The sequence below is a fragment of the Microbacterium sp. SORGH_AS_0888 genome (assembly GCF_030818905.1).
Lineage (GTDB): Bacteria > Actinomycetota > Actinomycetes > Actinomycetales > Microbacteriaceae > Microbacterium.
Genome location: NZ_JAUTAZ010000001.1, coordinates 1,995,836 through 2,021,819 on the forward strand (window position 1 = coordinate 1,995,836; position 25,984 = coordinate 2,021,819).

The 25,984-nt window shown below is 71.5% G+C and carries 23 protein-coding genes, 1 tRNA gene and 1 pseudogene; 8 read left to right on the top strand and 17 right to left on the bottom strand.

Annotation, left to right across the window (positions count from 1 at the left end; translation table 11 throughout):
* Window positions 1–70: 70 nt before the first annotated feature.
* Window positions 71–565: a hypothetical protein gene (locus QE381_RS09660; RefSeq protein ID WP_307217679.1), complete on the top strand. Its 495-nt coding sequence runs from the start codon at window positions 71–73 to the stop codon at window positions 563–565.
* Here QE381_RS09660 and QE381_RS09665 read toward each other — a convergent pair.
* The 7 genes and pseudogenes from QE381_RS09665 to dcd form a co-directional block, all read right to left on the bottom strand.
* The gene (locus tag QE381_RS09665; protein WP_307217681.1) at window positions 555–1,475 is read right to left on the bottom strand and encodes a dioxygenase; all 921 of its coding nucleotides are present in this window, start codon (window positions 1,473–1,475) and stop codon (window positions 555–557) included. The two genes, QE381_RS09660 and QE381_RS09665, sit on opposite strands and share 11 nt — an antisense overlap.
* 2 nt (window positions 1,476–1,477) lie before the next feature.
* Window positions 1,478–2,542, bottom strand: coding sequence for a maleylacetate reductase (locus QE381_RS09670; protein WP_307217682.1), 1,065 nt, complete (start codon window positions 2,540–2,542; stop codon window positions 1,478–1,480).
* Window positions 2,543–2,551: 9 nt separating this feature from the next.
* On the bottom strand, window positions 2,552–3,127 hold the full coding sequence (locus tag QE381_RS17875) for a hypothetical protein (RefSeq protein WP_373426986.1): 576 nt from the start codon (window positions 3,125–3,127) through the stop codon (window positions 2,552–2,554).
* Between the two features lie 135 nt (window positions 3,128–3,262).
* A pseudogene (locus QE381_RS17880) lies at window positions 3,263–4,349 on the bottom strand (FAD-dependent monooxygenase); the annotation flags it as partial.
* 98 nt (window positions 4,350–4,447) lie between these two features.
* Window positions 4,448–5,422, bottom strand: a complete 975-nt coding sequence (locus QE381_RS09685) for an AraC family transcriptional regulator (RefSeq protein ID WP_307217684.1) — start codon at window positions 5,420–5,422, stop codon at window positions 4,448–4,450.
* 97 nt (window positions 5,423–5,519) lie between these two features.
* Complete coding sequence (locus QE381_RS09690; RefSeq protein WP_307217685.1) at window positions 5,520–6,701, bottom strand: ATP-binding protein; 1,182 nt, start codon at window positions 6,699–6,701, stop codon at window positions 5,520–5,522.
* A gap of 58 nt (window positions 6,702–6,759) precedes the next feature.
* Window positions 6,760–7,365, bottom strand: coding sequence for a dCTP deaminase (gene dcd / locus QE381_RS09695; RefSeq protein ID WP_307217686.1), 606 nt, complete (start codon window positions 7,363–7,365; stop codon window positions 6,760–6,762).
* Window positions 7,366–7,465: 100 nt separating this feature from the next.
* Here dcd and QE381_RS09700 point away from each other — a divergent pair, with 100 nt between their 5' ends.
* Window positions 7,466–9,166, top strand: coding sequence for an AMP-binding protein (locus tag QE381_RS09700; protein ID WP_307217687.1), 1,701 nt, complete (start codon window positions 7,466–7,468; stop codon window positions 9,164–9,166).
* Window positions 9,167–9,210: 44 nt separating this feature from the next.
* Window positions 9,211–9,284 (top strand) — tRNA-Gly (locus tag QE381_RS09705).
* A 63-nt stretch (window positions 9,285–9,347) separates the two neighbouring features.
* Here the strand turns inward: QE381_RS09705 and QE381_RS09710 are convergent.
* The 5 genes from QE381_RS09710 to QE381_RS09730 all read right to left on the bottom strand — a co-directional run bounded on the left by QE381_RS09710 (window position 9,348) and on the right by QE381_RS09730 (window position 17,021).
* Window positions 9,348–11,879, bottom strand: coding sequence for a bifunctional lysylphosphatidylglycerol flippase/synthetase MprF (locus QE381_RS09710; RefSeq protein WP_307217689.1), 2,532 nt, complete (start codon window positions 11,877–11,879; stop codon window positions 9,348–9,350).
* 36 nt (window positions 11,880–11,915) lie between these two features.
* Window positions 11,916–13,217 carry an esterase family protein gene (locus QE381_RS09715; RefSeq protein WP_307217691.1) on the bottom strand — a complete coding sequence of 434 codons (1,302 nt, stop codon included), beginning with the start codon at window positions 13,215–13,217 and terminating at the stop codon, window positions 11,916–11,918.
* A 105-nt stretch (window positions 13,218–13,322) separates the two neighbouring features.
* Window positions 13,323–13,904 (bottom strand): trimeric intracellular cation channel family protein, encoded by a 582-nt coding sequence (locus tag QE381_RS09720; protein WP_307217692.1) that lies wholly within the window; start codon window positions 13,902–13,904, stop codon window positions 13,323–13,325.
* Window positions 13,905–14,216: 312 nt separating this feature from the next.
* Entirely contained in the window at window positions 14,217–15,284 is a 1,068-nt protein-coding gene (locus tag QE381_RS09725; RefSeq protein WP_307217694.1) for a hypothetical protein, read from the bottom strand.
* Window positions 15,285–15,647: 363 nt separating this feature from the next.
* A complete protein-coding gene (locus QE381_RS09730; protein WP_307217696.1) occupies window positions 15,648–17,021 on the bottom strand; it encodes an aminomethyl transferase family protein in 1,374 nt (457 codons plus the stop codon).
* A 118-nt stretch (window positions 17,022–17,139) separates the two neighbouring features.
* On the opposite strand from QE381_RS09730, the gene QE381_RS09735 reads away from it, so the two are divergent.
* Window positions 17,140–18,036 (top strand): LysR substrate-binding domain-containing protein, encoded by an 897-nt coding sequence (locus QE381_RS09735; RefSeq protein WP_307217697.1) that lies wholly within the window; start codon window positions 17,140–17,142, stop codon window positions 18,034–18,036.
* Window positions 18,037–18,060: 24 nt separating this feature from the next.
* Here QE381_RS09735 and QE381_RS09740 read toward each other — a convergent pair whose 3' ends face one another.
* Entirely contained in the window at window positions 18,061–18,183 is a 123-nt protein-coding gene (locus tag QE381_RS09740; protein ID WP_307217699.1) for a hypothetical protein, read from the bottom strand.
* Between the two features lie 86 nt (window positions 18,184–18,269).
* Entirely contained in the window at window positions 18,270–19,106 is an 837-nt protein-coding gene (locus QE381_RS09745) for a PfkB family carbohydrate kinase (RefSeq protein WP_307217701.1), read from the bottom strand.
* A gap of 86 nt (window positions 19,107–19,192) precedes the next feature.
* Here QE381_RS09745 and QE381_RS09750 point away from each other — a divergent pair, with 86 nt between their 5' ends.
* Window positions 19,193–20,149, top strand: coding sequence for a nucleoside hydrolase (locus tag QE381_RS09750; RefSeq protein WP_307217702.1), 957 nt, complete (start codon window positions 19,193–19,195; stop codon window positions 20,147–20,149).
* Window positions 20,150–20,168: 19 nt separating this feature from the next.
* Here QE381_RS09750 and QE381_RS09755 read toward each other — a convergent pair whose 3' ends face one another.
* A complete protein-coding gene (locus tag QE381_RS09755) occupies window positions 20,169–21,038 on the bottom strand; it encodes a DMT family transporter (RefSeq protein WP_307217705.1) in 870 nt (289 codons plus the stop codon).
* The gene (locus QE381_RS09760; RefSeq protein ID WP_307217706.1) at window positions 21,035–22,300 is read right to left on the bottom strand and encodes a serine hydrolase; all 1,266 of its coding nucleotides are present in this window, start codon (window positions 22,298–22,300) and stop codon (window positions 21,035–21,037) included. Before QE381_RS09760 ends, QE381_RS09755 begins: the two co-directional genes overlap by 4 nt.
* Before the next feature lie 72 nt (window positions 22,301–22,372).
* Between QE381_RS09760 and QE381_RS09765 the strand changes: the two genes are divergently transcribed.
* Both QE381_RS09765 and QE381_RS09770 read left to right on the top strand, forming a co-directional pair.
* Window positions 22,373–22,678 carry a DUF2470 domain-containing protein gene (locus tag QE381_RS09765; RefSeq protein ID WP_307217707.1) on the top strand — a complete coding sequence of 102 codons (306 nt, stop codon included), beginning with the start codon at window positions 22,373–22,375 and terminating at the stop codon, window positions 22,676–22,678.
* A gap of 62 nt (window positions 22,679–22,740) precedes the next feature.
* Window positions 22,741–23,400 carry a heme oxygenase (biliverdin-producing) gene (locus QE381_RS09770; RefSeq protein ID WP_307217708.1) on the top strand — a complete coding sequence of 220 codons (660 nt, stop codon included), beginning with the start codon at window positions 22,741–22,743 and terminating at the stop codon, window positions 23,398–23,400.
* A 39-nt stretch (window positions 23,401–23,439) separates the two neighbouring features.
* Here the strand turns inward: QE381_RS09770 and QE381_RS09775 are convergent, their stop codons facing one another.
* Window positions 23,440–24,798, bottom strand: a complete 1,359-nt coding sequence (locus tag QE381_RS09775; protein WP_307217709.1) for an ATP-dependent RecD-like DNA helicase — start codon at window positions 24,796–24,798, stop codon at window positions 23,440–23,442.
* A gap of 131 nt (window positions 24,799–24,929) precedes the next feature.
* Between QE381_RS09775 and QE381_RS09780 the strand changes: the two genes are divergently transcribed.
* Entirely contained in the window at window positions 24,930–25,982 is a 1,053-nt protein-coding gene (locus tag QE381_RS09780) for a hypothetical protein (protein ID WP_307217711.1), read from the top strand.
* Window positions 25,983–25,984 lie beyond the last annotated feature (2 nt).

Here is a 25,984-nt window from a genome sequence, read left to right on the forward strand (position 1 = left end):
CACACTGCATACACATGCGATATGACAAGTATCGCCGGATGGGTCGCCCGACCCGCAGAGAGGATCTCCCATGACAGACACCACGAATCCCCAGAACCCCGCCTCGCCCGAACGCGGTCTCGTGCACTGGATGCGCGCGATCGACGGGCTGATCCGCGAACGCTTCGCCGACGCGTTCGCCGGAGAGGAGCCGGCCAGCCGCGAGGCGGCTCGCACCCGAGCCACCGAGCTCGCGCACGAGCTGCGCGAGCGGATCGAGGGCCTGGTCTCACCCGAGGACTACGCGACCACGATCGCCTCCCTCGAGACCATCGCCCGCGGCCTCGGCTGGGACGACACCGCGGCGGAGTTCGCGCGCGGCTTCGGCCGCCCGCGCTTCGGCCGGCACGGCATGCGCGGGTTCGGCCCGCACCCGCGTCACGGATTCGGCCCGCACGGCGGATTCGGCCGCGGCTTCGCGCGGGACCGCATGTTCCGTGCCGGGTCCGACGACGCGCTCCACGAGCGCGCGGCGACCGCGCACGCCGAGTGCCGGCGCGCGGGCGAGGACGCCGTCAGCCGCTGACGTGCAGCCCGCCGCCCTCACCGGGCGGCAGCACGATGTCGAAGCGGGCGCGACTCCACTCGCGCCCGCCGACATCGCGCCCGTCCGGTGTCGGCGTTCCGGCGGCGCTGTGCACGAACTCCTTGATCAACGACTCCTTCACCCCGAACACGCTGTCCCCGATCGCCAGCTGCTCGTCGCCGCGGACGAAGATGTGGGTGACGAGCGTGCGGCAGCCCGGCGCGGTGACCATGAAATGCAGGTGGCTCGCCCGCATCGGCGAACGGCCGGTGGCCTGCAGCATCCGGCCGACCGGACCGTCGTGGGGGATGGGGTACGGCGTCGGGAACAGCCCCCAGAACCGGTAGGAGCCGTCCGCGTCGCTGAACAGGTGAGCGCGGGCCGCGAGTCGTCCGTCCGTGTACTGCACGTCGTAGAAGCCGTCCTCATCGGCCTCCCACACCTCGATGCGCGCATGCGGGATGGGGCGCCCGTCGGTGCCGGTGACCGTCCCCTCGATCAGGCACGGCTCACCCGCGGCGCCGAAGGACATGTCCCCGCCGAGCGGGATCTCCGGCGCGTCCGCCACGAAGAACGGGCCGAAGACGGTCGCCTCGGTGGCGTCGCCGACCTCGGGATTGTTCATCCCGACCACCTGCATCGACGCTCCCAGCACGTCGGAGAGCAGCACGAACTCCTGCCGGGTGTCGGTGGTGATGTGCCCGGCCTCGGTGAGGAAGGCGATCGCCGCGTTCCATTCCTCCTCGGTGAGCCGCACCTCGCGCAGGAAGGCGTGGAGGTGCCGGGTGAGCGCCTGCAGCACGACACGGAGACGGTCGTCCTGACAGCGCTCGAACGAGGCCACGACCTCCTCGACGAGAGCCTGCTCCCGGTGCGCCTGCTCGGCGCTGATCCCTGCGATGTCGGCCATGGTCACTCCTCCACGGGCTCGCCGGCCCACGCGGCGCGGATGATGCCCTCGACGTCCGAGACGTCGAAGGGACGCGGATTGGATGCCGGGATCGCCGCCGTGGCGAGACGTGCGGCCTCGGGGATGTCGCGCTCGCGCAAGCCGAGCTCGGCGAGCGAGCCCGCGACCCCCAGCGATTCCCGGAGCTCGTACAGCCCGGCGGCCGCGGGCGCCCCGCCGAGGGCGGACGAGACGCGGGCCGCCGCATCCGGGGCGGCCGGGGCGTTGAACGCCGTCACGTAGGCGAGCACGATCGCGTGCATCTCGGCGTGCGAGAGCCCGTAGGCGCCGCCGAGCACGTGGCAGATCTTGTGGTGCATGCCGCTGCCGGCCGAGGCGAACGCGACGGCCGCGAGGTACGCGCCGTACAGCGTCTGCTCACGGGCCTGGATGTCGTCGGGGCGCGCATGCAGCGCCCGCAGCCCGGGGAACAGCACGCGGATGCCCTCGGTGCCCAGCGCCGTGTTGATCGGATCGGCACGCGGCGCCCAGAACCCGTCGACCGCGTGCGCGACCGCGTTGAGCCCGCTCGCGATGGCGAGATGGGCCGGGAGCGAGACCGAGAGGGACGCGTCGTAGACGATCACCTTCGGCAGCACGCTGCCGTCCGTGCCCGTGGTCTTGCGCTCCCCCTCGGTCTGGCCCCAGACGTCGGTCGCCTCCGACCCCGCGAACGTGGTCGGGATCGCGACGATCGGAAGCCTCGTGTCCCGTGCGACGATCTTCCCGAGCCCCGTCGACGATCCGCCGCCGATCGTGAGCACGGCGTCGATGCCCGCCCGTTCCGCGAGCTCCACCGCGGCGCGCCCGTTCTCGACGGGCACGTGCTGCACCACCTCGTCGATGCGGGCGACGACGGGCGCGCTCTCGGCGATCGTGTCGGCGAGAGCGCGGACGGCGGCGCCGCCGATCAGCAGAACGCGGCGCGCACCGAGTCCGTCGATGGCCGCGGCCGCGTGCTCGGCCGCCCTGCCGGTGCCGAACAGGACGCGCTGGCCCAGGGTGGTGTGGTCGAAGGAGATGGTCATGGGGTCCTCTCAGTCACGGCTCAGGACGGTGTCGAGCGCTCCCTGCAGCGTCGCCTCGGGGTCGTCCGCCATCGTCGCGGCACGGAAGGCGACGATCTTGTCCGGGCGCACCAGGAGCACGCCGTCCTCGTCGATGCCGCGCAGTCGCGCCCAGTCGTCGTAGAGGTCGGTGACCTCACGCCCCGGACCGATCACGACGGCCTGCAGCGGGATGCCGGTGCGCTCCGCGATGCGGTCCGCGGCCCGGGCCCAGGGGTCGCCGGCGATCCCGGTGATGACGGTGAACCGCGTCGAGGGGGCGAGGTCCAGGGTGGACATCTTCCTCCGGCTGTCGCCGACCCAGGCGTGCGGCAGCGGGGCGCCGGGCGCGGTGCCGGGTGTGTGGTGAAGCTCCGGGTCGAGCCCCTCCGTGGCCGGTTTCGGGCTGCCGTCGGAGACGACCGCATCCGAGGCGTAGAACTGCCCGAGCTCGACGCCGTGGGCGTTGAACTCGTAGTTCTTCAGCTCCATCGCCGTCACGAGCTCCTCCCGCCGACGGCGGCCGGTCTCGGTGTCCTTCGTGCGCTCGGCGATCGCGTCGATCATGCCCTGGGCTCCCGTGGCACCGGTCACCCCCAGCGCGTCGAAGAAGCCGCCGAACTCGCGCGAGGACTGGTTCGCGCGCAGCACGATCTGCTTCGCGACCGGGGCGCGCTCGGCCTGGTAGCTGTCGAGCAGTGCCGGGCCGGCATCGCCGCGCAGAACGGCGGCGAGCTTCCAGGCGAGGTTGTACGAGTCCTGGATGGACGTGTTCGAGCCGAGACCGTTGGACGGCGGGTGACGGTGGATCGCGTCCCCGCCGCAGAACACCCGCCCGTTCGAGACGGTCGTCGCGTACATCTCGTTGTTGCCCCACAGGCTCGTGCCGGTGATCCGGACGTCGATGTCGCGGGTGCCCAGCAGATCGAAGACGATCTCCTTCGCCGCGGCGGCGTCGATCGCGGGCGGCGGCTGGGAGATGTCGTAGCCCCAGACGATCAGCCACTCGTTCCAGGGCCGCACCATCCGCACGAGGCCGGCTCCGATGCCGCCCACGTTCGCGCCGGGCTTGACGACCCAGTAGAGCACCGAGGGACGGTGGCCCACGAGGGCTTCCAGATCCGCCGTGAAGGTGATGTTCATGGAGCCGGCGATGTCCATGCGGCCCTCGAACGAGAGGCCCGCGTCCGCGGCGACCTTCGAGCGGGCGCCGTCGGCCCCGTACAGGTATCGCGACCGCACGGTGTACTCGGTTCCCGTGAGTCGGTCGAGCACCGTGGTGGTGACCCCGGTCGCATCCTGCTCGTGGCGCAGGTACTCGGACGAGAAGCGGACCTGGCTGCCCCGAGCCGCGGCGTGCTTGACCAGGATGGGCTCGAGCAGGTGCTGCGGCATGTCCGCGTTGAGCACGGGGGACGCCGCCTCGTAGTCCGCGTGTCGGCGCGGGCTCGTGCCCCACGCGAGGATGCGGCCGAACTCCTCCCCGGCCAGCGAGGAGCAGAACACGGTGTCGCCGATCAGCGCGTGCGGGGTCGCCTCCCTCTCGACGTCGGCGAGCACGCCCATGTCGCGGAAGAACTCCATGGCGCGCTGGTTCGTGATGTGCGCGCGGGGCGTGTTGGCCGTCCCAGCGGTACTTCGTCACGGCGACGTTCGGGATGCCGTAGGTCGAGAGCGCGAGCGACATGGATGCGCCGCTCGGTCCGGAGCCCACCACCAGCACGTCCGTCTCGACCGCGCCGTCCACGCCGAGCTCGGTCGCCGCGATTCCATCGTCGAATGCCGCCATTGGTCGTCCTCACGGGAAAGTCCGTGACCACCGCTTCGTGGTCCCCCTCCGAGGATGCGCCGAATCCGCGGGCCCGACCACGCCCTGTCCGGATCCGGTCAGCGGATGGCGGGATCCGGCATCCGTGGCGCGGAGTGCGCGGCGGATGCCGCGACCGCCGCGGGCGGCTGCCCGAAGCGCTCGCGGAACACGCGCGAGAAGTGGCTGGCCGAGACGAAGCCGCAGGCGACCGCCACCTCCTGCACGGCGGGCGAGCCGGGACGCGAGAGGATGCGGTGGGCGCGCTCGAGCCGCAGGTCGAGGATCGTGCGGGCCACCGTGCCTCCGCTCGCGGCGAACGCGCGCGCGAGCGTCCGCTCGGAGACGCCGACGGCGTCCGCGACGACCGTGACCGAGATCGACGGGTCTCCCAGGTTGCGGCGGATCCACGCGATGGCGCCCGCGCGGTGCGCGCCCGCTCCGCCCGCGGGCGCGAGCATCATGCGCAGCAGCTCGAGCGCGCTGTCCTCCGTCGCGGCGAGCGAGTCGGCCGTCGGCTCGGCCAGCGTGCGCCGCACCAGCCGGGCGAGGGCCGCCGCGTGGGTGTCGCCGCCGGGAACGTCCGCGAACGATCGCACGAGGGGCTCGCGCGGCAGCGACGACTCCGTGACGTCCTCGAAGACGCGTCGCGGCACGGTCAGCACGAACTCCTGCAGGCCGTGCGCGAAGCCGCGCAGGAACGGCTGCGAGACGTCGCACACCAGCAGGGTGCCGGGACGTTGCAGGTGCACACCGTCCTGGTGGTAGAAGAACGCGTCGCCGGCCAGCGAGAAGAACAGCGCGACGCCGTCGACCGTGCTCTGGGCGATGTGGTTCGCCGTGCGCTCGACGACGTGGGGGCTCGCGTGGACACGAGCGAACGTCAGGTTCGTCAGACGCACGTTGTCCTCGCTCGCCTCGAGCACGGCGCCGTCGATCGAGCGGACCCCGAGCGGGAGGAGGGCGCGCGCGTTGTGATGCTCCCAGAGCTCTCGGCGCTCGACGGAGGCGAAGCCGCGCGTCGAGAAGTGCTGGTAGGCCCGGTCCCCGCCCATCGTCGTCGCCTCCGCTCCCTCGCGTCGCCGTCCCGCACCACCGCGGGAACCTCTGCGCGACGATGCTACCCCCGCGCCCGCGGAGCCGACCCCCGGACTACTCGAGCGCGGCGGGCAGGCGGAACCAGGCGACCGCGCCGCCGCCCTCGCGCGGCCGGAGCCCGATCGAGCCGCCGTGGGCCTGCACGATGCGGCGGCAGGTCGAGAGCCCGATGCCGCTCCCCTCGACATCCGTCCTCGCCCGCACGAGGGGCTCGAACACGCGAACCGCGTCGGCCGGGTCGATGCCGCTTCCGCGATCGGCGACCTCGACGCGCCAGAACTCGCCCTCGCGCTCGGACGAGACCTCCACACGCGGGTCGTCGCCGCTGAACTTCAACGCGTTGGCGAACAGATTCTGGAACACGGCGCGGAGCTGGCTCGCATCCGCCAGGACGACCGGCAGCGGACCCGCCTCGATGCGCGGATCGCCGTCGAACACGCCCACGTCGAACCGGGCCGCCTGCGCCACCTCGCCCAGGTCGACGCGCACGCGCCGCAGCTCACCGCCCAACCGGGCGTAGGCGAGGATGTCGCGGATCATCGCCTCCATGCGACCCGCGCCGCGCAGGCCCGTCTCCACCCAGCTCTCGAAGGAGGGCGGCGCGCCCGGGGCGTCGGCCAGGCTCTCGTGCAGGAGCTCGAGCGCGAGCGTGACCGAGGTCAAGGGCGAGGAGAGATCGTGACTGATCTGCCCCGCGAACGCCGAGAGCTGACTGTTCGAGCGGCGCAGCTCGTCGCGCAGCTCCTCCGTGCGCCGCAGCGCCTGCTCGAGGTGCTGGGTCTGCCGCTCGAGCTCGAGGATGTCGACGATCCGGTCCGCGAGGACAGCGAGCAGCGCGCTGCGGTGCGGATCGAGCTCACGCGGCTTCGTGTCGAACACGCAGAGCGTGCCGATCCGCTCGCCCTCGAGCTCGAGGGGGAAGCTCGCGTAGAAGCGCACGGCGCCGAGCTCGCCGGTCACGAAGGGGTTGTCGCGGAACCGCTCGTCGGCGAAGGCGTCGGACACGAGGATCGGTGTGCCCGTCTGCACGGTCACGGCGCACATCGAGTCCTCCCGCCGGCAGATCACGGCGTCGAAGCCCACCGCGGCGACGTTGTGCTGCGCATCGCTCGTCACGATGTTGATCGTGGCCATGGGGACGTCGGCCACGAAGGAGGCCAGCTCGACGACCGACCGCAGCGCCGCGGGGGCGCTCGTGAGCACACGGGACCTCTCGATGACGTCGTCTGCGCTCATGGGCCCTCTCAGCGGCGGGGGGTCGGGCGGCTCGCGGGCCCTGGGGTTCGCCCCGCCCTCAGGCGCCGGGCGCCCCCGCGTCCGTCGTGCCGACATCCGTGCGGTGGAAGTTCTGGAAGGAACGGGAGGCGGTCGGACCCCGCTGGCCCTGGTACCGGTTGCCGTAGGGCCCGGAGCCATAGGGGTGCTCGGCCGGCGAGCTCAGGCGGAAGAAGCACAGCTGGCCGATCTTCATGCCGGGCCAGAGCGTGATCGGGAGCGTCGCGACGTTGGAGAGCTCGAGGGTCACGTGGCCGGAGAACCCGGGGTCGATGAACCCGGCGGTGGAGTGGGTGAGCAGGCCGAGACGACCGAGGGAGGATTTGCCCTCGAGCCGCGCGGCGACGTCGTCGGGCAGCGTCACCTGCTCGAACGTCGAGCCCAGCGCGAACTCGCCGGGGTGGAGCACGAAGGGCTCCTCGGGGGCGACCTCGATGAGGCGGGTCAGCTCGGGCTGGTCGACCGCGGGGTCGATGAAGGGGTACTTGTGGTTGTCGAACAGGCGGAAGTAGCGATCGAGACGCACGTCGACGCTCGAGGGCTGGATCATGGCGTCTTCGGACGGCGTGAGGCCGATGCGGCCAGCGGAGAGTTCCTGCCTGATATCACGGTCGGAGAGCAGCACGCGCCCAGCCTAGTGGCCGGGGATGCCGAGGATGCGGCCGGCCGCCCTCGTAGACTGGCGGCGACGCGCGGCGGAACCGCGGCGCAGAACGTGAACAGCTATGTCGCTCTCCCCCGCCGGGCTCGCCTTCCGCGCCGCCCGAGACCTGCTCCTCGACAACGCCCGCGACCTCGACGCCGCGCGCACCGCGTTCGCCTGGCCCGACGTCGGCGACCACTTCAACTGGGCCGTCGACTGGTTCGACGGCATCGCCCAGGGCAATGACCGGGTCGCGCTGCGCATCGCCGAGGAGGACGGCTCGGAGCGCTCGGCCACCTTCGACGAGCTGCGACGGCGCTCCAACCGTGTCGCGAACTGGCTGCGGGCGCAGGGCGTCGGCCGCGGCGACCGGGTCATGCTCATGCTCGACAACCGCATGGAGCTGTGGGAGGCGATGCTCGCGATCATGAAGGTCGGGGCGGTCATGCTGCCGACCTCGGTCGTGCTCGGACCCGACGACCTCGCCGAGCGCATCGAGCGCGCCGGGATCCGCGCCGTGATCGCCGATCCGGTGGATGCCGCCAAGTTCGACGATCTCCCGTTCGAGCTCGTCCGCGTCGTCGTCGGCTCGCCGCGCGAGGGCTGGCGCTGGTTCGAGGAGGCCGCGGAGGCGAGCGACGCCGCACCGGGGGTCGAGGTGGACTCGACGGATGCGGCGATCATCTACTTCACGTCGGGGACGACATCCCGCCCCAAGATGGTGGAGCACACCCACGTGACCTACCCGGTCGGTCATCTCTCGACCATGTACTGGATCGGTGTGCGCCCGGGCGACGTGCACATGACCATCAGCGCGCCCGGCTGGGGCAAGCACGCCTGGAGCCTCTTCTTCGCGCCGTGGATCGCCGAGGCCACGGTGTTCGTCTACAACTATCGACGCTTCGACCCGGTGGCGCTCACGGCCGCCCTCGACCGGGCAGGCGTCAACACCTTCTGCGCCCCGCCGACCGTGTGGCGGATGCTGATCCAGGCCTCGCTCGAGGACCGGCCGCGGGCGCTGCGCGAACTGCTGTCGGCAGGCGAGCCGCTGAACCCCGAGGTCATCGCGACGATCGAGCGGTGGTGGGGCATCCAGATCCGCGACGGCTACGGTCAGACCGAGCTGACGGCGGTGATCGGCAACACCCCCGGGATCGCGCTCAAGCCCGGGTCGATGGGCCGCGCGCTCCCGGGCAACGAGGTCGCGCTGATCGACCCGATCACGGGCCTCGAGGCCGACGAGGGCGAGATCTGCCTGCCGACGACGCCCGTGCGCCCGCTGAACCTCACGCCGGGATACGTCGGCGAGCCCGACCGCACCGCGAAGGTCGAGCACGACGGGTACTTCCACACGGGCGATGTCGCCTCCCGCGACGCCGACGGCTTCCTCACCTTCGTCGGGCGCACCGACGACGTGTTCAAGGCGAGCGACTTCAAGGTGTCGCCCTTCGAGGTCGAGTCGATCCTGCTGACGCACCCCGCCGTCGCCGAGGCGGGCGTGGTGGGCGCCCCCGACGAGGTGCGCCTCAACGTCGTGAAGGCCTACGTGCAGCTGAGCGCCACGGCATCCGCGAATGCCGAGACCGCCCGCTCGATCCTCGCCCACGCCCGTGAGCACATGCCGCCGTACATGCGGGTGCGGCGGGTCGAGTTCTTCGAGCTGCCCAAGACCATCTCGGGCAAGATCCGGCGCGTCGAGCTGCGCGAGCGCGAGATCGCACAGGCGGGCGCACGGATCGAGACCGAGTTCCGCGAGGGCGACTTCGAGGGGCTGAAGCCGTAGGCATCCGCCGCGTGCGGCTATGATGAGGGGGCGCACTGGCGCACGGGGCTGTAGTTCAATGGCAGAACTTCTGCTTCCCAAGCAGACAGCGCGGGTTCGATTCCCGTCAGCCCCTCCACAGAACGACGCCGGCAGGCCGGCGTAGCCGTCATCCCGTCGCCCGGCGCTGCCGCGGCGGGCCTCAGCGATCGCTCCCGCGGCTGGTGATGGTCTGCACGAGAGCCAGGTACTCCTTCGGCGTGGCGTGCGGGAGGTAGGCCTCGCCGATGGCCATGCCGATGGCCGCGAGCTGCGCGGGATCGGCATACGCCATGTAGATGGTCTCGTAGCGCGGGTTGAACTTGCTCTTGAAGCGGAACAATGACGTGAAGCCGTAGGCGGGCTCCAGCATCTCGCCGAGCCAGCCGAGCAGCCGGGTCATGATCGTCGGCTCACCCGTCTCCTCCCCCGGCTTGGTCGCCAGCGGTGCCCCGGACAGGCTCAGCACCTGGGCGCCCTGCTCCTTCATGTGCAGCGCGGCGGAGGCGATGACGAACTCCATGATGCCGGGCATGGCCCCGTCGCTGCGGCGCATGAAGTCGATCGTCCAGCCGGTGATCCGCCCGTCGGTCCAGCTGGGCAGCCAGCTGGTCGTGGCCTCGATGCCGCCGTCCTTGTTGATCGCGAGAAAGATCCCGACATCCGGGTCCTTCAGCTCCTCCATGCCGCCGAGCGTGAAGCCCATCTCGGGGAGCTTCTTGTTCGCGACCCACTCCTCGCTCACCGCCTCGATCTCGGCCGTGTAGTGCGCGGGCAGGTCGTCCCAGGTCGACCAGAGGGTGGTGACGCCCTCGCGCTGGCCGCGGTTCAGCGGCTGACGGACCTTCTGCCAGGCTTTGCCCGCGAGCTCCAGCCCCGGCAGGTCGAGCACGGTCTCTTCGCCGACCGACATGCACTGCCACCCGAAGGACTGGAAGATCGGCAGGTAGCGCTCGTGGAAGCTGTAGAAGCAGGCCGACCAGCCCTGCGACTCGCAGTAGGCGATGAAGCCCTCGATCGTCGCCCGCTCCTCGCCCTCCGCGCAGACCGGATCCGACATCGTCAGCGCGACCTTGTTGATGACGCGATACGCGACCGCGCCCCGCCCGTCGGCGGTGAACCAGTGGCTGTTGCCGGCCCAGGTCCCCATGAAGCCCAGCGTCCCGCCGCCGCCCGCCTTCAGCAGATCGCGGAAACGGGCCTGGCCGGCTGCGTCGCTGTCGACGCGCGTGGCCCGGTAGAGCCGGATCGTGGCGACGATGAACACCGCCCAGAAGAGCACACCCACCCACTGGTACGAGAACAGCGCCGCCCCGTCGATCGGGATCGCCTCCGCGACCACGTCGGGGAGGAAGCCGGCCGGGACGAAGGGGCGCAGGATCTCGGAGAGCAGCGCGCCGACACCGGGCGCTCCGCCGAGGTGGTTCTCGCCGTCCACGAGCCCGATCACGATGTGGACGGCCGCGAGCACGATCCAGGATCCGACGACCGTGACGAGGAAGACGAGCGCGGCCCGATGGGGAGCGGTCACCCGGAACCGGCGTCGCGTGACGACGAGCAGCACGAGCACGGCGATCGGCACGAGCACGGCGAGCAGGATGACGACGGTGAACTCGGGGCCCAGGAGGTCTCGGGTCTGCTGGTCGAGGAGGTCGCCGGGCGACAGGGCGATCGCCGTTCCGACCGCGATCGCGGTCTTGGTGACGATCGCGAGGAGCCACGCGGCGCGCCGTCCGGTGCGAAGACCCACGGCGGCGAGCACGGAGAGGAAGAACGGCACAAGGCTCACCAGGAAGGGCCCCGGCCCGGCCGTGAGGATCGCGGCGGCCTGGTCGGCGCACTCGCGCGTGAAGTCGTCGGCGCAGGATGCCGGCAGCTCGGCGCCCGGATCCGAGACGAACCCGGCCACGACCAGGCCCAGCGGAGCGTCGAAGCTGTTCGCGATGAGCACGATGATCGGTCCGAGACCGGTGGCCGCCACGATCGCGGCCACGAGGGTGCGCACCTCGCGGTAGGAGCTGCGGTGCCAGGCGGCGCGGGGACGTCCGCGCGCGATGACCGTCCCGGCGACGAGACCGATGAGGGCGGCGGCGAGGCGGTAGACGCTGTCGAGGTCACCCGCGTAGAGCGCGAACATCGCCAGCAGCGTGAAGCCGATCACCCGGATGCGTCGCTGCCACAGGGCGGGCGCGAACGCCGTGGCGGTCATGACCATGCCGAGCAGGCCGACCGTCGGGTCCAGCACCGTGTCCGTGGTCTTCAGGAGCGCCCAGTCCGTGCCCCAGAGCGTCATCAGCGCCTCCGCGCCGAGACCGAGCAGGATGCCTGCGATGCCGGTGACGAAGAAGGCGATCGCCGCGCGGACGGTGCCGAGCAGCCGCTCGGCGTAGGCGCCGACCGTGAGCACGAGCACGAGCGCGAGGACTCCGGCCACGAGCGAGTCGGGCACGAGCAGCGCGGTCAGCGGCGTCCACCATGCGCGCTCGACCGTCGTGGTGAGCGGGCTCGCCGCGAGGAGCTCCGGGTATCCGCCCCAGAACGTTCCGAAGCCGAGCCCTGTGCCGAGGACGACGAGCGCGAGCGCGACGCTGAAAGGGTGCGCGCGGAGGGCGGACACGAGCGCCCGGCTCCTGCCCGACGCGGAGGTGGCGTCGGGCCCGGAGGGCGACGACGGGGCGGTCTCGGATGCGGTCATGCGGGGCTTCCTGTGTAGCGGAGGTGCGCGGATCGGTCAGGGGGCGGAGAGCCCGAGGTGTCGGTAGAGCAGCTCCATCGCCAAGGGGATCCCCCCGTCGAGGGCGGAGACGAGATGATCGGCGCCGGGCACGACGGAGAACGTCGTGTCGAACCCGGCTGCCGTGGCCAGTGCCGCGTTCGCCTCGGCGCCGGGCCGGAACCCGGGATCGTTCTGACCGACGGTGAAGACCGCGAGGTGACCGGCGAAGCGCCCCTTGTTCGCCGCGAGGCCCGCGGCGGGCTTGTTCGCGTCGAACGCGGCCGCGTCGCCGTCGAAGAGCGTCCTCACGGCCTCGTCGGCCCACTCGACGCCGGGGTACTCGTCCGGGGAGATCGCGATGACGTTGCCCCAGATGTCGGGATGCTGCGCCGCCCACGTGAACGCGCACGCGCCCCCGTTCGAGTAGCCCATGATCGTCCAGTACTTGTGGTCGAGCAGCACGGGCAGGCGCGCCGTCGCGTAGTCGGGGATGTCCTTGTTGACGTACGTCGGGACGTCGCCGTACTTCTTCGTGTTCGCGCACACCGGATCCTGGTTCTCGTTGCCGAGCTGGTCGGCGACGATCACGATCGGGGCGAGACCCTTGTTCGCGGCGGCCAGCCGATCGAGCGCGCTCGCGACGAACGAGGGGTCGGGGTTGCCGGGGTAGCCCATCATCATGACGACGAGCGGGAGCCGCGGCGGGTTCGCGGTGCGTGCCGCCGGGGGCAGGTAGATCGTGGCGTTCCGGGGCGCGAATCCTCCCGTGGACGGGATCGCCTGCGCACCGCTGAGCAACGCCGTCTCGCCCGTCGCCTTCATGTCCGCGGGCGGAGTCCACGTCTGGTACAGCGGCCCATCCGTGGTCTCGGTGGGCGCCGGAGTCGGCAGGCCGTCGAACTGCTCCTGGGTCGGGATGCCGAAGATCGCTCCCACGGTCCTGTCGATCCCGAACGCCGCGTTGACACCCAACGCCGTCGACACCAGCGACAGGACCACGACCGCGCCGGCGACGACCTTGCGCCAGACCCCGCGTTCCCAGAGCGACACGGCCCCGATCAACGTCGCCGCGAGCCCGCCGGGTATCCAGAACCGGCAGACCGGCGGCAGCGTGACACCGAACGCGTTGGTCGTGTTGGCCCACGCCACCGCAGCGACGCCCACGGCCACCCCGACGCCGAGCGCGATCACGATGCGCCACAGCCACGCGGGGGTCGGACGTCGGATGAGCAGCACGATCAGACCGACGACCGTCAGGCCCCAGACCGCCAGGGGAAGGGGTCCGTCGATGACGTCGAGCCGAAAGAACCATGTCATCGGGGGCTCCTGTCCGGTGAACGACGGTTGTGCACGCGGCATGGGCAGCAGCGACTCTATCGCCTGGCGGCGGCGAGGACCGGCATCGATGCCCGACGGCGGCGGTCAGGTCGTGAGCCGGGGCAGGTGCCAGTCGAACACGATCGCGAGCGTACGCAGCGCGAACGCCGCGGCGAACCCGGCCAGCAGAGCCAGACCGCGAGCGCGGGTCCAGCGCAAGAGGATCCCCGTGGTGAGCGCGCCGGCGAGCGCCGCCGTGCCGTAGACGCTCTGCGTCAGCACGAAGGGCAGCCGGTCCAGGACGACATCCCGCACCAGCCCGCCGCCCGTGGCGGTCACCGTGCCGAGTGCCGTGACGACCCAGAGGTTGGCGCCGCGCGCGGCGGCCTTCTCGGCGCCGCCCACGGCGAACAGCGCGAGCCCCACGGCGTCCGCGGTCGCGAGCGCGAGCGTCGGGATGTCATCGATCGTCGCGACGACGCCGAAGGTGAGCAGGGATGCGCCGAGGGCGACGATGATCCGGATGCGCGACGAGAACGCCGCGGGCGGCAGGTCGCCCAGCAGCACGTCACGGAGGATGCCGCCGGCCAGGGCGACGAGGAAGCCGACGACCAGCACGCCCAGGAGGTCGAGACCCGCATGAGCCGCCGCTGCCGCGCCCTCGACGGCGAACAGACCCGTCGCCACGATGTCGAGGGTGTCGAAAGACGGGCGCTGATCACGGGCCGTCGGAGGCCGTCCGGAGCGCGATCCGCGTCGTTCACGTGCACAGCTGAGTCTATGAGGCCGCGACGTCGCCGACGCATGTTCGGGCCGAGCTCGCCGTGTCGCTTGGCGCGGTTGACCCGCTGGGACGCGGTGGCGCCGGAGACGCGCCTCTCCGCTGCCACCTGCGCGATCGCGCGGGTGGCAGCGTCCGATCAGTCGGCGGCGCCCCTCGGGTGAGAGCGCAGCGTCGGCAGGGACGGGTGAGGACATGATCCGCTCTTCGGGTCGGAGTCAGATCAGTTCCATCACCGGCCCTTCGTGCACCGCCCGGTAGATCGCGTTGCGGATCGCATTGGCTTGGTCCGAGGTGAGGGTGCGGTCGATCGGTCGCAGGACGATGCGCAGCAGGAGATTGACCTGTCCGTCCTGTGTTCCGAGCCGGATGCGCGCGGCGTCGGGAAGTTCCTCGTGCGCGGTGCGGCTGAGCACCTCAACCGACTCGATGACCTCGGCGTCGTCGCCGAGCGCGGTGCGGATACGGTCGCCCAGGGTCTCCTCGTCCTCATCGGCGGCCAGCACGACGGAGACGTCACGCCGAGACGCCGGCAAGGGCGAGATGTCTTGCCACGGCTCCAAGGTGAGCATCTGGGAGGCGATGCGCTGGTCCTCTGCGCGGAGGTAGCGGATGTCCGGGATGCCCTTGCGCAGCATCAGCGCCCGTTCCAAGCCCATCCCGAGCGCCAGACCCGACCACTTCTCCGGGTCGAGACCCGATCCGCGAAGCACGTCGGGGTGGATGCGACCGCACTCGGCCAGTTCGAGCCACTCGCCGTCGTGCAGCACGTCGATCTGCCGGCCGCCGACGGTGTAAGGGTGCGTGACGTCGGTCACGGTCCATTCCGCGCCGGGAAGCACCGCCTCGACCAGCCGGCCGATCATCGTGAGCATGTCGGTGTCGTCGGTGTCCGGGGTGCTGCGGATGCGCCACAGATCGACCTGGTGCGGCTCGCCCACGTGGCTGCGATCGACCGCGTCCCGGCGGTAGACGAGGCCGGGCGCCACGATCAGCTCATCGACGCCGGCTTGTCCCGCATAGTCTTCGAGTGCGGTGGGCAGTTCGGCGCTGGTGTGGCTGCGCAACATCACCGTCGGGCTGATGTATCGGGTGTACCGGCGATTCCTGGTGACGTCGCCAGGGGCGTAGCCGAGGCGATCGTAGTTCTCTCGCACGGGCACGATCGGCGTGTTCCGCACGAAGCGGACCGTGCTGCCCCACTCGGTCTCCAAGGTGGTCACCACCGAGTCCAGAAGCACCTGGATCGCGTGCTCGCCTTGTTCGGGATCGGTGAGGTCGCGCATGTTCAGCGCGCGGCAGAGCTGGTCAGAGGTCAGATAGTCGTGATACGACACGGGGCGGTCTCCCAAACGGTTGCAGGCCAACGAAGAAGGTGGACTTCCCCCGGCCGTACCTGCGGAGACCTGTGCGCTATCGGCGCGCGTCGACGACCCCGCGGCCATAACCCGGCCGGGGGTCCCGAAATCGCTGCTGCCTCAGCACGGCACAAGAGTACACGCGCAACCGCTCGCGAACGCCCGTCCTCACCGACCTCTGGCCGGCGACGGCGGCGGAGCGCCGGGAGCGAGGGGCCGGGACACGGCCGGTCCCCCGCTCCCGCACCGCCGCGGGGCGCGACGGCGCACGACGACGCCGCCCCGCGCGGATCAGTCGGCGCGGTAGACCGTCCGCGCCTCGACCGCGAGGGGCGCGGGCTGCACGGTCGCCCGGATCCGCACCTGCACGTGGTCCTCGACCTGAGCCTTGGACGAGGGGGTGTCCTCGCCCCAGACGACCACGACCTCGGTTCCCGGCGTCGCGGAGGCGGCGTCCACCACCGCGAGCGACAGCATCGAGCGCTCGTTGGCGGAGTACCCGGTCCAGGTCGAGACGCCGATCCGCGCGCCGTCCACCTCGACCCGGTCGTAGTGGAACGTGTCGTAGAGCGCCATGGGCTCGTTGAAGTGCTTCGCGCCCTTGCCGGGCAGGTACTTCGAGCCCGCCGCAGCGGCGGTGTCCTCGCCGTTCCACACGAGCGTCACCTTCTTGTGCGCGGTGGAGCGGCCGTCCGCGACCATCCGCTCGAGCGCCTCGCGGCCGATGAAGTCGTGATCGAACGCCACGAGACGGCCGTAGTCGAGGTCGTAGGGGGTGAGGTAGTAGTCCGCGATGTCATCGGAGAAGAACGAGCCCCCCAGCGGCGACGTCGTCTCGTACGCGTTCTCCGAGAGCCAGCGACGGTAGGGCGCGAGACGCTCGTCCGTGTAGATCGCCGGAAGCGGGCGCGGGAGCCATCCGGACTCGAGCGCGTTCGTGTGGTACGCGCGTCCGCCCACCTGCGTGAGGCCGAACTCGGCACCGGCGGCCAGCAGAGCGCCGTGCACGGCATCGTTGTCCTCCCACGGACCCCACAGCTCGAAGCCGGGCTCCCCCGCCATCCCGTGGCGCAGCGCCCGCACCTCCCTGCCGCCGATCGTGAAGCGGGTCATGTGGAAGAACTTCAGGTGCGGCGGCTCCTCGCCGGTCGCCGCGCGGATGACCTCCATCGCGCCAGGTCCCTGCACCTGATAGCGGTAGACGACCGGGTCGCCCGCGCGGTAGAGGGAGTTGTCGTCCCGCCACACCTCGACGTCGTAGTCGCCGGTGACCGCGTGGTAGTGCATCCAGTTGATGGACGGCGGGATGCCGACGGCCTGGTACTCGTCCTCCTCCAGGTGGAAGAGGATGTTGTCGCCGATGACGTAGCCGTCGTGGTTGACCGCGACGAACTGCTTGGCCATGTCGACCGGGAAACGGGCGACGCTGTTGATCGCGAGGTCGCTGATCAGCCGGAGCGCGTCCGGGCCCTTGATGTTGAGGTCGGCCATGTGGTGCGACTGGTCGTACAGCACGGCGGTGCGCCGCCAGGCCAGCTGCTCGTCGCGCCAGTTCGTGAACTCGGGCACGACGCGCGGCACGACGGCGGGAGGGCTCTGCGACTCCCACAGCAGCGTGTGCGGACCGCCCGCCTCGGCGATCGCCTCTTCGAGATTCTTCGGCACGGTTTCCTCCTTGAACGTGGCCTGCGGGCAGCGGCCCGCCTCCCCAGTGTGGGCATTCACATGCATGAAGGAAAGCTCAGTTTTCTCTCCTAATAAATAAGCCGAGCTAACATGCCATGTGGACTTCACGCTGCGCCAGCTCCAGTACTTCGACGCTGTCGCCTCGGCGGGCTCGCTCAGCGCCGCCGCCGCGCAGACGCACGTGACGCCCTCGGCGCTGACGCTGGCCATCGACGAGCTGGAGCGCCACCTCGGCGTCCAGCTGCTCATCCGCCGCAAAGGCCGCGGCGTCGCGCTCACGGCCGTGGGATCGCAGCTGCTCGCCCGGGCGCGGGCCATCCTGGCGAGCGCGGAAGGCCTGGCCGACGAGGCGTCCGCGACCGGCTCCTCCCTCATCGGACGCTTCGCCGTTGGCTGCTTCACCACCCTCGCGCCCTTCGTCGTCCCGGGCTTCGCCGAGAGCTTCCGGCACGCACACCCCGGGTTGACGCTCGAGCTGAGCACGGGCACGGCCGCCGAGATCCAGGAATCCCTCCTGCAGGGCCGCATCGACGCGGGCGTCCTCTACAGCCTCGACGTCCCCGCCTCGCTCACCTTCGAGGCCGTGCGAGAGCATCGGCCCTACGTGCTCGTGGCGGCGGATCACCGCCTGGCCGCACGCACGTCCGTCTCGCTCCACGAGCTGACCGACGACACGCTCATCGCCCTCGACGTCCCGCCGACGCATCGCAACACCGAGAACATGCTCGCGGCGCTCGGCATCGCGCCGCGGATCGGGCGCACCTCGGCGAGCTTCGAGGCCGTGCGCTGCATGGTGGGCTTCGGCCAGGGGTACGCCATCCTCTTCCAGCGGCCCGCGACATCCCAGACCTACGACGGGCACGAGGTGCGGACGCTGGAGATCGAGGATGCCGTGGCCCCGGCGGTCGTCGGGCTCTGTCGTGCCGCGGGCGCGCCGATCACCTCGCGCTACCGGGCGCTGCGGTCGCTGCTCGCGGGCGAGGACGTGGCGTAGCGCCGCACCGATGCGGCGGCGTGCTCAGCACGGCGTGCCGCCGCCGCCATTGATCGTCTGCCCACGGAGGGCGAAGGCGTCGTCCGTGCGCAGGAAGGAGATGACGCGGGCGACCTCCTCCGGCTCGAGATGGTGCCTGTCGCACACCCCGCTCGCGCAGACGGAGGCCTCGAGACGACGACACGATCGCGGCGAACCGGCCACCGGGCGTCGCCCCTGCCGCGGCGGGCGGCTCAGACGTACGCGGCGAGCTCGCGCAGCGGCGGCTGGGCACCCAGGTGGGTCACGGCGTCCGCCCCCACGGCGCAGGCGGCGCGCAGCGCCGTCTCGGCATCCCATCCCGCATGCAGAGCCAGCGTGATCGCGGCGCAGAACGCGTCGCCGGCGCCGACCGAGCTCACGGCCTGGACCCGGGGAGCAGCCGCGCGGGCGACCTCGACACCCCGCTCGAACAGCGCCGCGCCCGCCGAGCCGAACGTCACCGCGACGCGGCGGGCAGCGGCCAGCTCGGGAAGCGCGGCGTACTCCGTCTCGTTCACGATCACGAGGTCGGCGCGGGACACGAGCGCGTCCGGCAGCGTCTGCGCGGGCGCCGCGTTGACGGCCAGGAAGCCGGGCACGGCGGCCGCGAGCGCCGCGACGGTCTCGCGCGGGATCTCCAGCTGTGCGAGCACGGCCTCCTCGGGCGCGAACACGACGCCGTCGATCGTCACGTCGGCGTTCGCCCCGGCGCACACCACGATGGAGTTCTCGCCGGCGTCGTCGACCGTGATGAGCGCGGTGCCGGTCGGATGCTCTCCCAACCAGATGCCCCCGGCATCCACCCCCACCTCGCGGAGGTTCTGCACCATCGCCCGCCCGTCGGTGTCGTCGCCGACCGCGCCGACCATGCGCACGCGCGCTCCCAGCCGAGCCGCGGCGGCGGCCTGGTTCGCCCCCTTGCCGCCCGCATCCCGGCGCAGCGAGCCGCCCAGCACGGTCTCACCGGGCGCGGGGAGTCGCTCGACGGATGCGGTCACGTCGACGTTGATACTGCCCACCACGCACAGCGGGCCCATGGTCTGCGGCATCCGCCCATTCCATCACGCACGTGCGTCCCGCGGCGAGTCGCCGGCCGTGTGATCTGCGGGCAACACGGTCGAGGTATAACCGAGGAATGCCCGAACGGATCCCGCTCTATCTCGACTGCGACACCGGCGTCGACGACGCCCTCGCCCTCGCCTACCTCCTCGCCTCACCGGCCGTCGACATCGTCGGCATCGGCACGGTGAGCGGCAACACCTCGGCCGCGCAGGGAGCCCGCAACACCCTCGACCTGCTGGCTCTCGCGGGTGCCGCCGGCATCCCCGTCGCCGTCGGCGCCCACGACCACCTCGACCACCCCTACGGCGGCGGCGCGCCCCACGTGCACGGCGAGAACGGGATCGGCGACGTCGAGCTTCCCCTCGCGGAGACCGAGCCGGACCCCCGCACGGCGGCACAGCTGCTCATCGACCTGTCGCACCGCTACGCCGGCCGGCTGCACGTGCTCGCCATCGGTCCGCTGACCAACATCGCCCTGGCGCTGGAAGCCGACCCCACCCTGCCCGAGCGCGTCGACGCCGTCACGGTCATGGGCGGGAGCGCGCTCGCCCCGGGCAACATCACGGCCGTCGCCGAGGCGAACGTCTACAACGATCCGCAGGCGGCGGCAGCGCTCGTCGAGGCGGACTGGGATGTGACACTCGTCCCCCTGGACGCGACCATGGAGCACACGCTCTCCGAGGCGCAGCGCACGCAGCTGCTGCTGGCGGAGAGCCCGTTCGTGCAGGCCATCGGCGCCATCCTCGACCACTACTTCGACTTCTACACGCCCACCTACGGCGAGCGCACGAGCGCCCTGCACGACCCGCTGGCGGCGGTCCTCGCCGTCGGTGCGGTCGCGCCCACGCGCGCGCCGCGGGTGCCCGTGGTGGTGGACACGAGCGATGGACCCGGGCGTGGCCAGACGATCGCGGATCTGCGCGGTCAGCGGCTCGGGCCCCGCGACCACGACGGCGCGCGCGTGCGCGTCGTGCTCGACGTCGACGCGCCCGTCGCCGACCACATCGTCGAGGTCGTCCTCGCCGGCTGAAGACCGCGGTCAAGGACGGTCAGGCGAGCGGCTCCTGCGGGGGCGTGTTGCGCGGCGCCGTGAGCACGGCGCCCATGCTCGCGGCGATGACGAGCGCGATCCCCAGGATCTCGACGAGGTTCAGGTTCTGGCCGAGCACGAGGAACCCGGCCAGGGATGCGGTCGCCGGTCCGAGGCTCATGAGCACCGCGAACACGGATGCCGCAAGCCGGCGCAGTGCCATGAGCTCCACCGCGTAGGGCACCATCGACGACAGCAGCGCGACCGCGAAGCCGAGACCGAGCAGGTCAGGGCGCAGCAGCGCCGCACCGGCATCCACGATCCCGAACGGCAGCGACAGCACGGCGCCGACGGACATCGCGAGCGCGAGCCCGTCGAGCCCCGCCACCCGCCGGCCGGTCTCGGCGGAGGCGAGGATGTAGAACGCCCAGCTCGCCGCCGCTCCGAGCGCGAACAGGACGCCCCAGAGGTCGAGCCGATCCCACCCACCCCCGCCGAGCGCCGCGACCCCGGCGAGCGCGAGCAGCGCCCACAGCCACGCCGCCGCCCGTCGCGCCACGACGATCGAGAGCACGAGGGGGCCCAGGACCTCGATCGTCACCGTCACCCCCAGGGGGAGCCGTGCGAGCGCGAGGTAGAACAGCCCGTTCATCGCCGCGAGGACGACGCCGAACGCGACGATGGCGCGCCAGGCGGCGCCTCCCTGCCGCAGGCGGGGTCGAGCGACGATCAGCAGCACGGCGGCGGCGAACACGAGCCGCATCATGACCATGCCGAGCGGGCCGACCGCGGGGAACAGCAGCACCGCGATCGAGGCGCCCACCTCCTGGCAGACGAGGCCGATCAGCAGCAGGCCGAGTGCGGGAGCGGTGCCGAGCCGCGTCGTCACGACGCGGGGAGCGGGCAGACCGCGAGTCCGGCGATCGCGTCGTGGAGCTGCGCGGCGGTCCACGGGAGGCCCGCATCCGGCGCCGTCTGGCCGGCGGCGGGCGGCGCCTTCGAGGCGATGGCGGCGAGCTGCCACGCCAGGTCGGCGCCGATGCGGTCGTTCGCCGCCGAGTTGTTGAGCACGACGGCGACCGCCATGCCCGTCGTCGGGTCGGCGAACGCGGCCGTGATGTAGCCCGGAGCCGAGCCGAACTGCCCGATGAGGGAGCCGGCCTGGAACGCACCGCCGGTCGCCGTGAACCACGAGGGCTGATCGGCCGCGACCGGCAGCGGGGTGGCGAAGCGGTTGGCCGAGGCGGGCACCAGCGCGCCGGTCGCGAGCGCCTGGGCGTAGCGTCCCAGGTCGTCGATCGTGGTGACCGCGCCGCTGTCGGTGAACCCGGAGCTGGCGGAGCGGACGGTGACGTCGGTCGGCGCCGCGCAGTCCACGCCTCCCCCGTCGACGGGCAACGAGAGCGTTCCGGTCAGCGCGGGCGTGCCCGGCGCCGCGGCGGCGTCACCGGGGAGCGAGGTGCTGTCCAGGTCGAGGGGCGAGAACACCTGGTCCTCCAGCACCTGGGACGCGCTCCGCCCCGTCACGCGTTCGAGCACGAGCCCGAGCAGCACATACCCCGCGTCCGAGTCGCGCCATGCGACGCCGACCTGCGCGGGGTCGACCGTGCCGGCGCCGTAGGAGGCGAGCTCGCTCGGGTTCCAGACGCGCGCGGGGGTCGTGAGGAAGTCGCCGGAGAGTCGCGACGAGTAGGAGCCGAGACCGCTCGTTCCGTTGCACAGATCGCGCAGGGTGATCTGATCGGGAAGCCCGGCGACGCCCGCGACGTACTTCTTCACGGGGTCGTCGAGCGAGAGGGCGCCGGTCTCGGCGAGACGGAACACCGCATCGCAGGTCATGGCTCGCGTGACGTCTCCCGCGCGGAAGACGTCGTCCGTCGCGCCCTGCCCGAGAGCCGTCACCCACGTGCCGCTCCAGGGGGCCCAGACGCCCACGATGGCCGAGCTCGAGCCGGTCGCCGCCATCGCGAACTCGACCGCCGACTGCATCTGAGACTGCACGTCCTCGGGGAAGGCGGCATCCACCTGGGCGGGGACGTGGATGTCGACGTGGGCGCCCGACGTGCAGGCAGTCGCCCCCGTCAGCACGACGGCCGCGACGGCGGAAGCCGCGACGACACGTCGCACAGCGGTGCGGATCAGCAATGTCACCCCCGGTCTCGTGCTCCAGCATTCAAACACACCGAGATCACAGCGTCATCACGACGCCCCTAGCCTTGACACATGGCACACCAGTTCGATGACGAGACCCTGGCCGGCGTGCTCGGCCACATGAACTCCGACCACACGGATGACAACGTGCTGATCGCACGAGCTTTCGGGCCCGGCGACGCCGTGGTCGCCGCTCGGATGACCGGCTTCGACGGCGACGGCGGCGACTGGGTGGTCACCGTGGTCGGCGACGAGGCGACGCTGCGGGTGCCGTGGCCGGGCGGCCCGATCTCGGAGCGGCGCGAGGTGCGACGCGAGATCGTGGCGCTCTACGACGAGTCGTGCCGTCGACTCGGCATCGAGCCGCGCCCGCACTGACGGGGATCACACGGAGAAATTTCCTAGTTAGGTTCCGCTTACCTGAAGGTATAGTGAGTCGCATGAGCGACCCCATCCCCTTCTCCAGCGCCCTGCGTGAGCGTTCCGCGGGAGCGCACTCCGGCAGCGAGGGCGCCGGTTTCATGTCCGACCTGATCAAGGGCGAAGGCACGCGTGAGGACTACGTCTCGCTCGTGGCGCAGCACTGGTTCATCTACGAGGCGCTGGAGGCGGCGGCCGAGCGGATGAAGGCCGATCCGATCGCCTCCGTGTTCATCTCGGAGCGGCTGACCCGGCTGCCGGCGCTCGAGGCCGACCTGGAGTTCCTGCTGGGCGACGACTGGCGCGAGAAGGTCGAGCCGCTCCCGACGACCCAGCGCTACGTCGACCGCATCAACAAGGTCGGCGCGACCTGGCCGGGCGGCTTCGTCGCCCACCACTACACCCGTTACCTCGGCGACCTCTCGGGCGGCCAGTTCATCGGCAAGCTCATGGCCCGCCGCTTCGGTTTCGAGACGAACGGCATCGGGTTCTACATCTTCGCCGACATCGCCGACCCGAAGGCGTTCAAGGAGGTCTACCGCGAGCAGCTCGATGCGGCCCCGTGGGACGAGGCCGAGAAGGAGCGCGTGATCGACGAGGTGCTGCTGGCGTATCGGTTCAACACCGAGCTCTTCGAGGACCTCGCACGCGCGAAGGCCGCCGGCTCCGCCGTCGCCTGACCCGCGCCTCTCGCCGAGTCGCACGGGGGCGGCTCGGGATCAGGATGCGGCGGCGCGGGCGGCGCGCATGAACCGCTGCACGTCGGGGTCGACCCGCACATCGCTCGGACGCAGCGGACGCGACAGGTACAAGCCGTCGAGCGAGGTCAGCCGGGAGAGGGCCACGTACGTCTGCCCCGCCGCGAACGCGCCCGACCCGAGGTCGATGACGGCGCGGTCGTACGTCTTGCCCTGCGACTTGTGGATCGTCACGGCCCAGGCCAACCGCAGCGGGAACTGCGTGAACTCGGCCACGATGTCGCGGCTGAGCGACCGGGTCGCGGGATCGTAGGCGTACCGGAACCTCTCCCACACGGCCGGCTCGACGTCGTGCTGGACCCCGTCGACCTCGACGCGGACCGTGCCGCCGGTGATCCGCACGACCGTGCCGATCGTGCCGTTGACCCACCGCGGCCCCTCCCCGTAGGGCTGCACGTCGTTGCGCAGGAACATCACCTGGGCCCCGACCTTCAGCTGCAGCTCGCGATCGGCGGGGAACGCCGCATCCCCCCGGCCGAAGTCGCCGCTGATCTCGGCCGTCGCGGTCTGCGACCGGCCCGACAGCGCATCGAGGTGCCGGCGGTTGATCGCGGTCACGCTGTCGTTGCGCGTCGCGAGCGTGATGATCGGCGGGTCGTCGGGACCCGCCTCGGGGGGACGTCGCGCGCCCGTGTCGTTGAGGATCTTCGCCATGTCGGCCGTCACCTGCCCGTGACGCACCGCGTTCAGGAGCGTCTTGAAGCCGTCGTCGGACTGGCGGTGGATCTGCCGGAGCTCGCTGATGCGCAGATCCGCGCCGTGCCGGCCGAGATCGATGATCCCGTCGGAGCTCTCCTCGCCCGCCCAGACGTGCGCGTCGAAGAACCACGACGAGCGGTAGTGGTCGCGCATGTAGCGCGCCTCATCGCCGCGCGGCGGCACGGGGGCCAGCTGGTACGGATCGCCGAACATCACGATCTGGACGCCGCCGAACGGCTCGGCGCGGCGGCCGCGCGCCTGGCGCAGCGCACGATCCATCGCATCCATGAGGTCGGCCGAGACCATCGAGATCTCATCGATCACGAGGGTGTCGATCGCGTTGAGAAGCTTGCGGGTGGCGTCGTTCTGATCCAGCTGCGACCCGCCGATCAGCCCGATCGGCAACCGGAACAGCGAGTGGATCGTCTGCCCTTCGACGTTCAGCGCCGCGACGCCCGTGGGCGCGCACACCGCGATCTGCTTCCCGGTGTTCCACGCCAGGTGCTGGAGCAGGGTCGACTTTCCCGTGCCGGCGCGGCCCGTGATGAAGACGTGCTCCCGGGTGTCCTCGATCAGCCGGAACAGCGCCTCCTGCTCCGCCGACAGCCCGATCCCCTCCACTCGCTCCATGCTAGGCGTGCGGGAGGCCCGCGGCCGGCGAGCCGCGCGGTCCGGTGCACGGCGCCGAGTTCTCCACAGCCGAGGAGGGCGACATCCGCGGATTATCAGGGTCCTCTTCCTAGACTGACCTGGTGGGTGGAAGCACGGGGGCTCGAACGCGCGTCGCGCGCGACCTCGTGCTGCTCGGGGTCGTGGGCGTCCTGCTGGTCGCCGCCTTCACCGCCGGCGCCGCCGCCCTCTACCGCGAGTTCTACTCCCCCTCGGCGTTCGTGCTGCGCTATCTGTCGCTCCTCGAGGGCGGTCACGCCGCCGATGCCCTCGCCGTGCCGGGCGTCGCCCTCGACTCGTCCGAGCTCGAACAGGCCGGCCTCCCGCCGACGGCGTCCGAGGCGCTGCTGCGGCAGGCGGCGCTCACCTCGCTCTCCGGCGTGCGGATCACGAGCGAGACGACCGAGGGCGACACCGCCGCGGTCGCGGTGAGCTTCGTCGCGGGCGGCCACCCCGGATCCGTCTCCTTCTCGGTGCGCCGCACCGGGACGATCGGGGTGCTTCCCACCTGGGCGTTCGCACGCAGTCCGCTCGCGGTCATCGATCTTCGGGTGACGGGCTCGATGGTGTTCCAGGTCAACGGCTTCACCCTCGACAAGCGGCAGGCGTCGGTCGACGGCGCCGAGGCCGACCCCGATGCGAGCGTGCCGATGCTCGTCTTCTCGCCGGGCCTGTACGCCGTCTCCGTCGACACCGCGATGGCACACGCCGACGGGCTCGCCGTCATCTCAGACGCGCCCATGAAGAAGGTCCCGGTGCGGGTGGATGCCGCGCCCACGACGGCCTTCACCGACCTCGTGCAGCAGCGGGTCGAGGAGTTCCTCACGGCCTGCGCGACGCAGCGCGTGCTCCAGCCCACCGGCTGTCCGTTCGGCTACGTCGTCGACAATCGCGTCGAGGAGCTGCCGCGGTGGTCGATCACACGACAGCCGAGCATCGCGCTCGTCGCCGACGGCGCGGGATGGCGGATGCCCGACACCGGCGCCGTCGCCCACGTGGAGGTCGGCGTGCGCTCCCTCTACGACGGCACCTTCCGGGAGGTCTCGGAGGACGTGCCCTTCCTCGTCAACGGCACGATCGACATCCTCCCGGACAGCACCGCCTCCATCCGGATCGGCGGGGACTCGTCGCGCTGACC

Coding starts and splice junctions, on each gene's coding strand:
- QE381_RS09660 (WP_307217679.1), top strand. CDS start 71: ATGACAGACACCACGAATCCCCAGAACCCCGCCTCGCCCGAACGCGGT.
- QE381_RS09665 (WP_307217681.1), bottom strand. CDS start 1,475: ATGGCCGACATCGCAGGGATCAGCGCCGAGCAGGCGCACCGGGAGCAG.
- QE381_RS09670 (WP_307217682.1), bottom strand. CDS start 2,542: ATGACCATCTCCTTCGACCACACCACCCTGGGCCAGCGCGTCCTGTTC.
- QE381_RS17875 (WP_373426986.1), bottom strand. CDS start 3,127: ATGATCGACGCGATCGCCGAGCGCACGAAGGACACCGAGACCGGCCGC.
- QE381_RS09685 (WP_307217684.1), bottom strand. CDS start 5,422: ATGGGCGGGGACCGGGCCTACCAGCACTTCTCGACGCGCGGCTTCGCC.
- QE381_RS09690 (WP_307217685.1), bottom strand. CDS start 6,701: ATGAGCGCAGACGACGTCATCGAGAGGTCCCGTGTGCTCACGAGCGCC.
- QE381_RS09700 (WP_307217687.1), top strand. CDS start 7,466: ATGTCGCTCTCCCCCGCCGGGCTCGCCTTCCGCGCCGCCCGAGACCTG.
- QE381_RS09710 (WP_307217689.1), bottom strand. CDS start 11,879: ATGACCGCATCCGAGACCGCCCCGTCGTCGCCCTCCGGGCCCGACGCC.
- QE381_RS09715 (WP_307217691.1), bottom strand. CDS start 13,217: ATGACATGGTTCTTTCGGCTCGACGTCATCGACGGACCCCTTCCCCTG.
- QE381_RS09725 (WP_307217694.1), bottom strand. CDS start 15,284: ATGCGCGACCTCACCGATCCCGAACAAGGCGAGCACGCGATCCAGGTG.
- QE381_RS09745 (WP_307217701.1), bottom strand. CDS start 19,106: ATGCCGCAGACCATGGGCCCGCTGTGCGTGGTGGGCAGTATCAACGTC.
- QE381_RS09750 (WP_307217702.1), top strand. CDS start 19,193: ATGCCCGAACGGATCCCGCTCTATCTCGACTGCGACACCGGCGTCGAC.
- QE381_RS09765 (WP_307217707.1), top strand. CDS start 22,373: ATGGCACACCAGTTCGATGACGAGACCCTGGCCGGCGTGCTCGGCCAC.
- QE381_RS09770 (WP_307217708.1), top strand. CDS start 22,741: ATGAGCGACCCCATCCCCTTCTCCAGCGCCCTGCGTGAGCGTTCCGCG.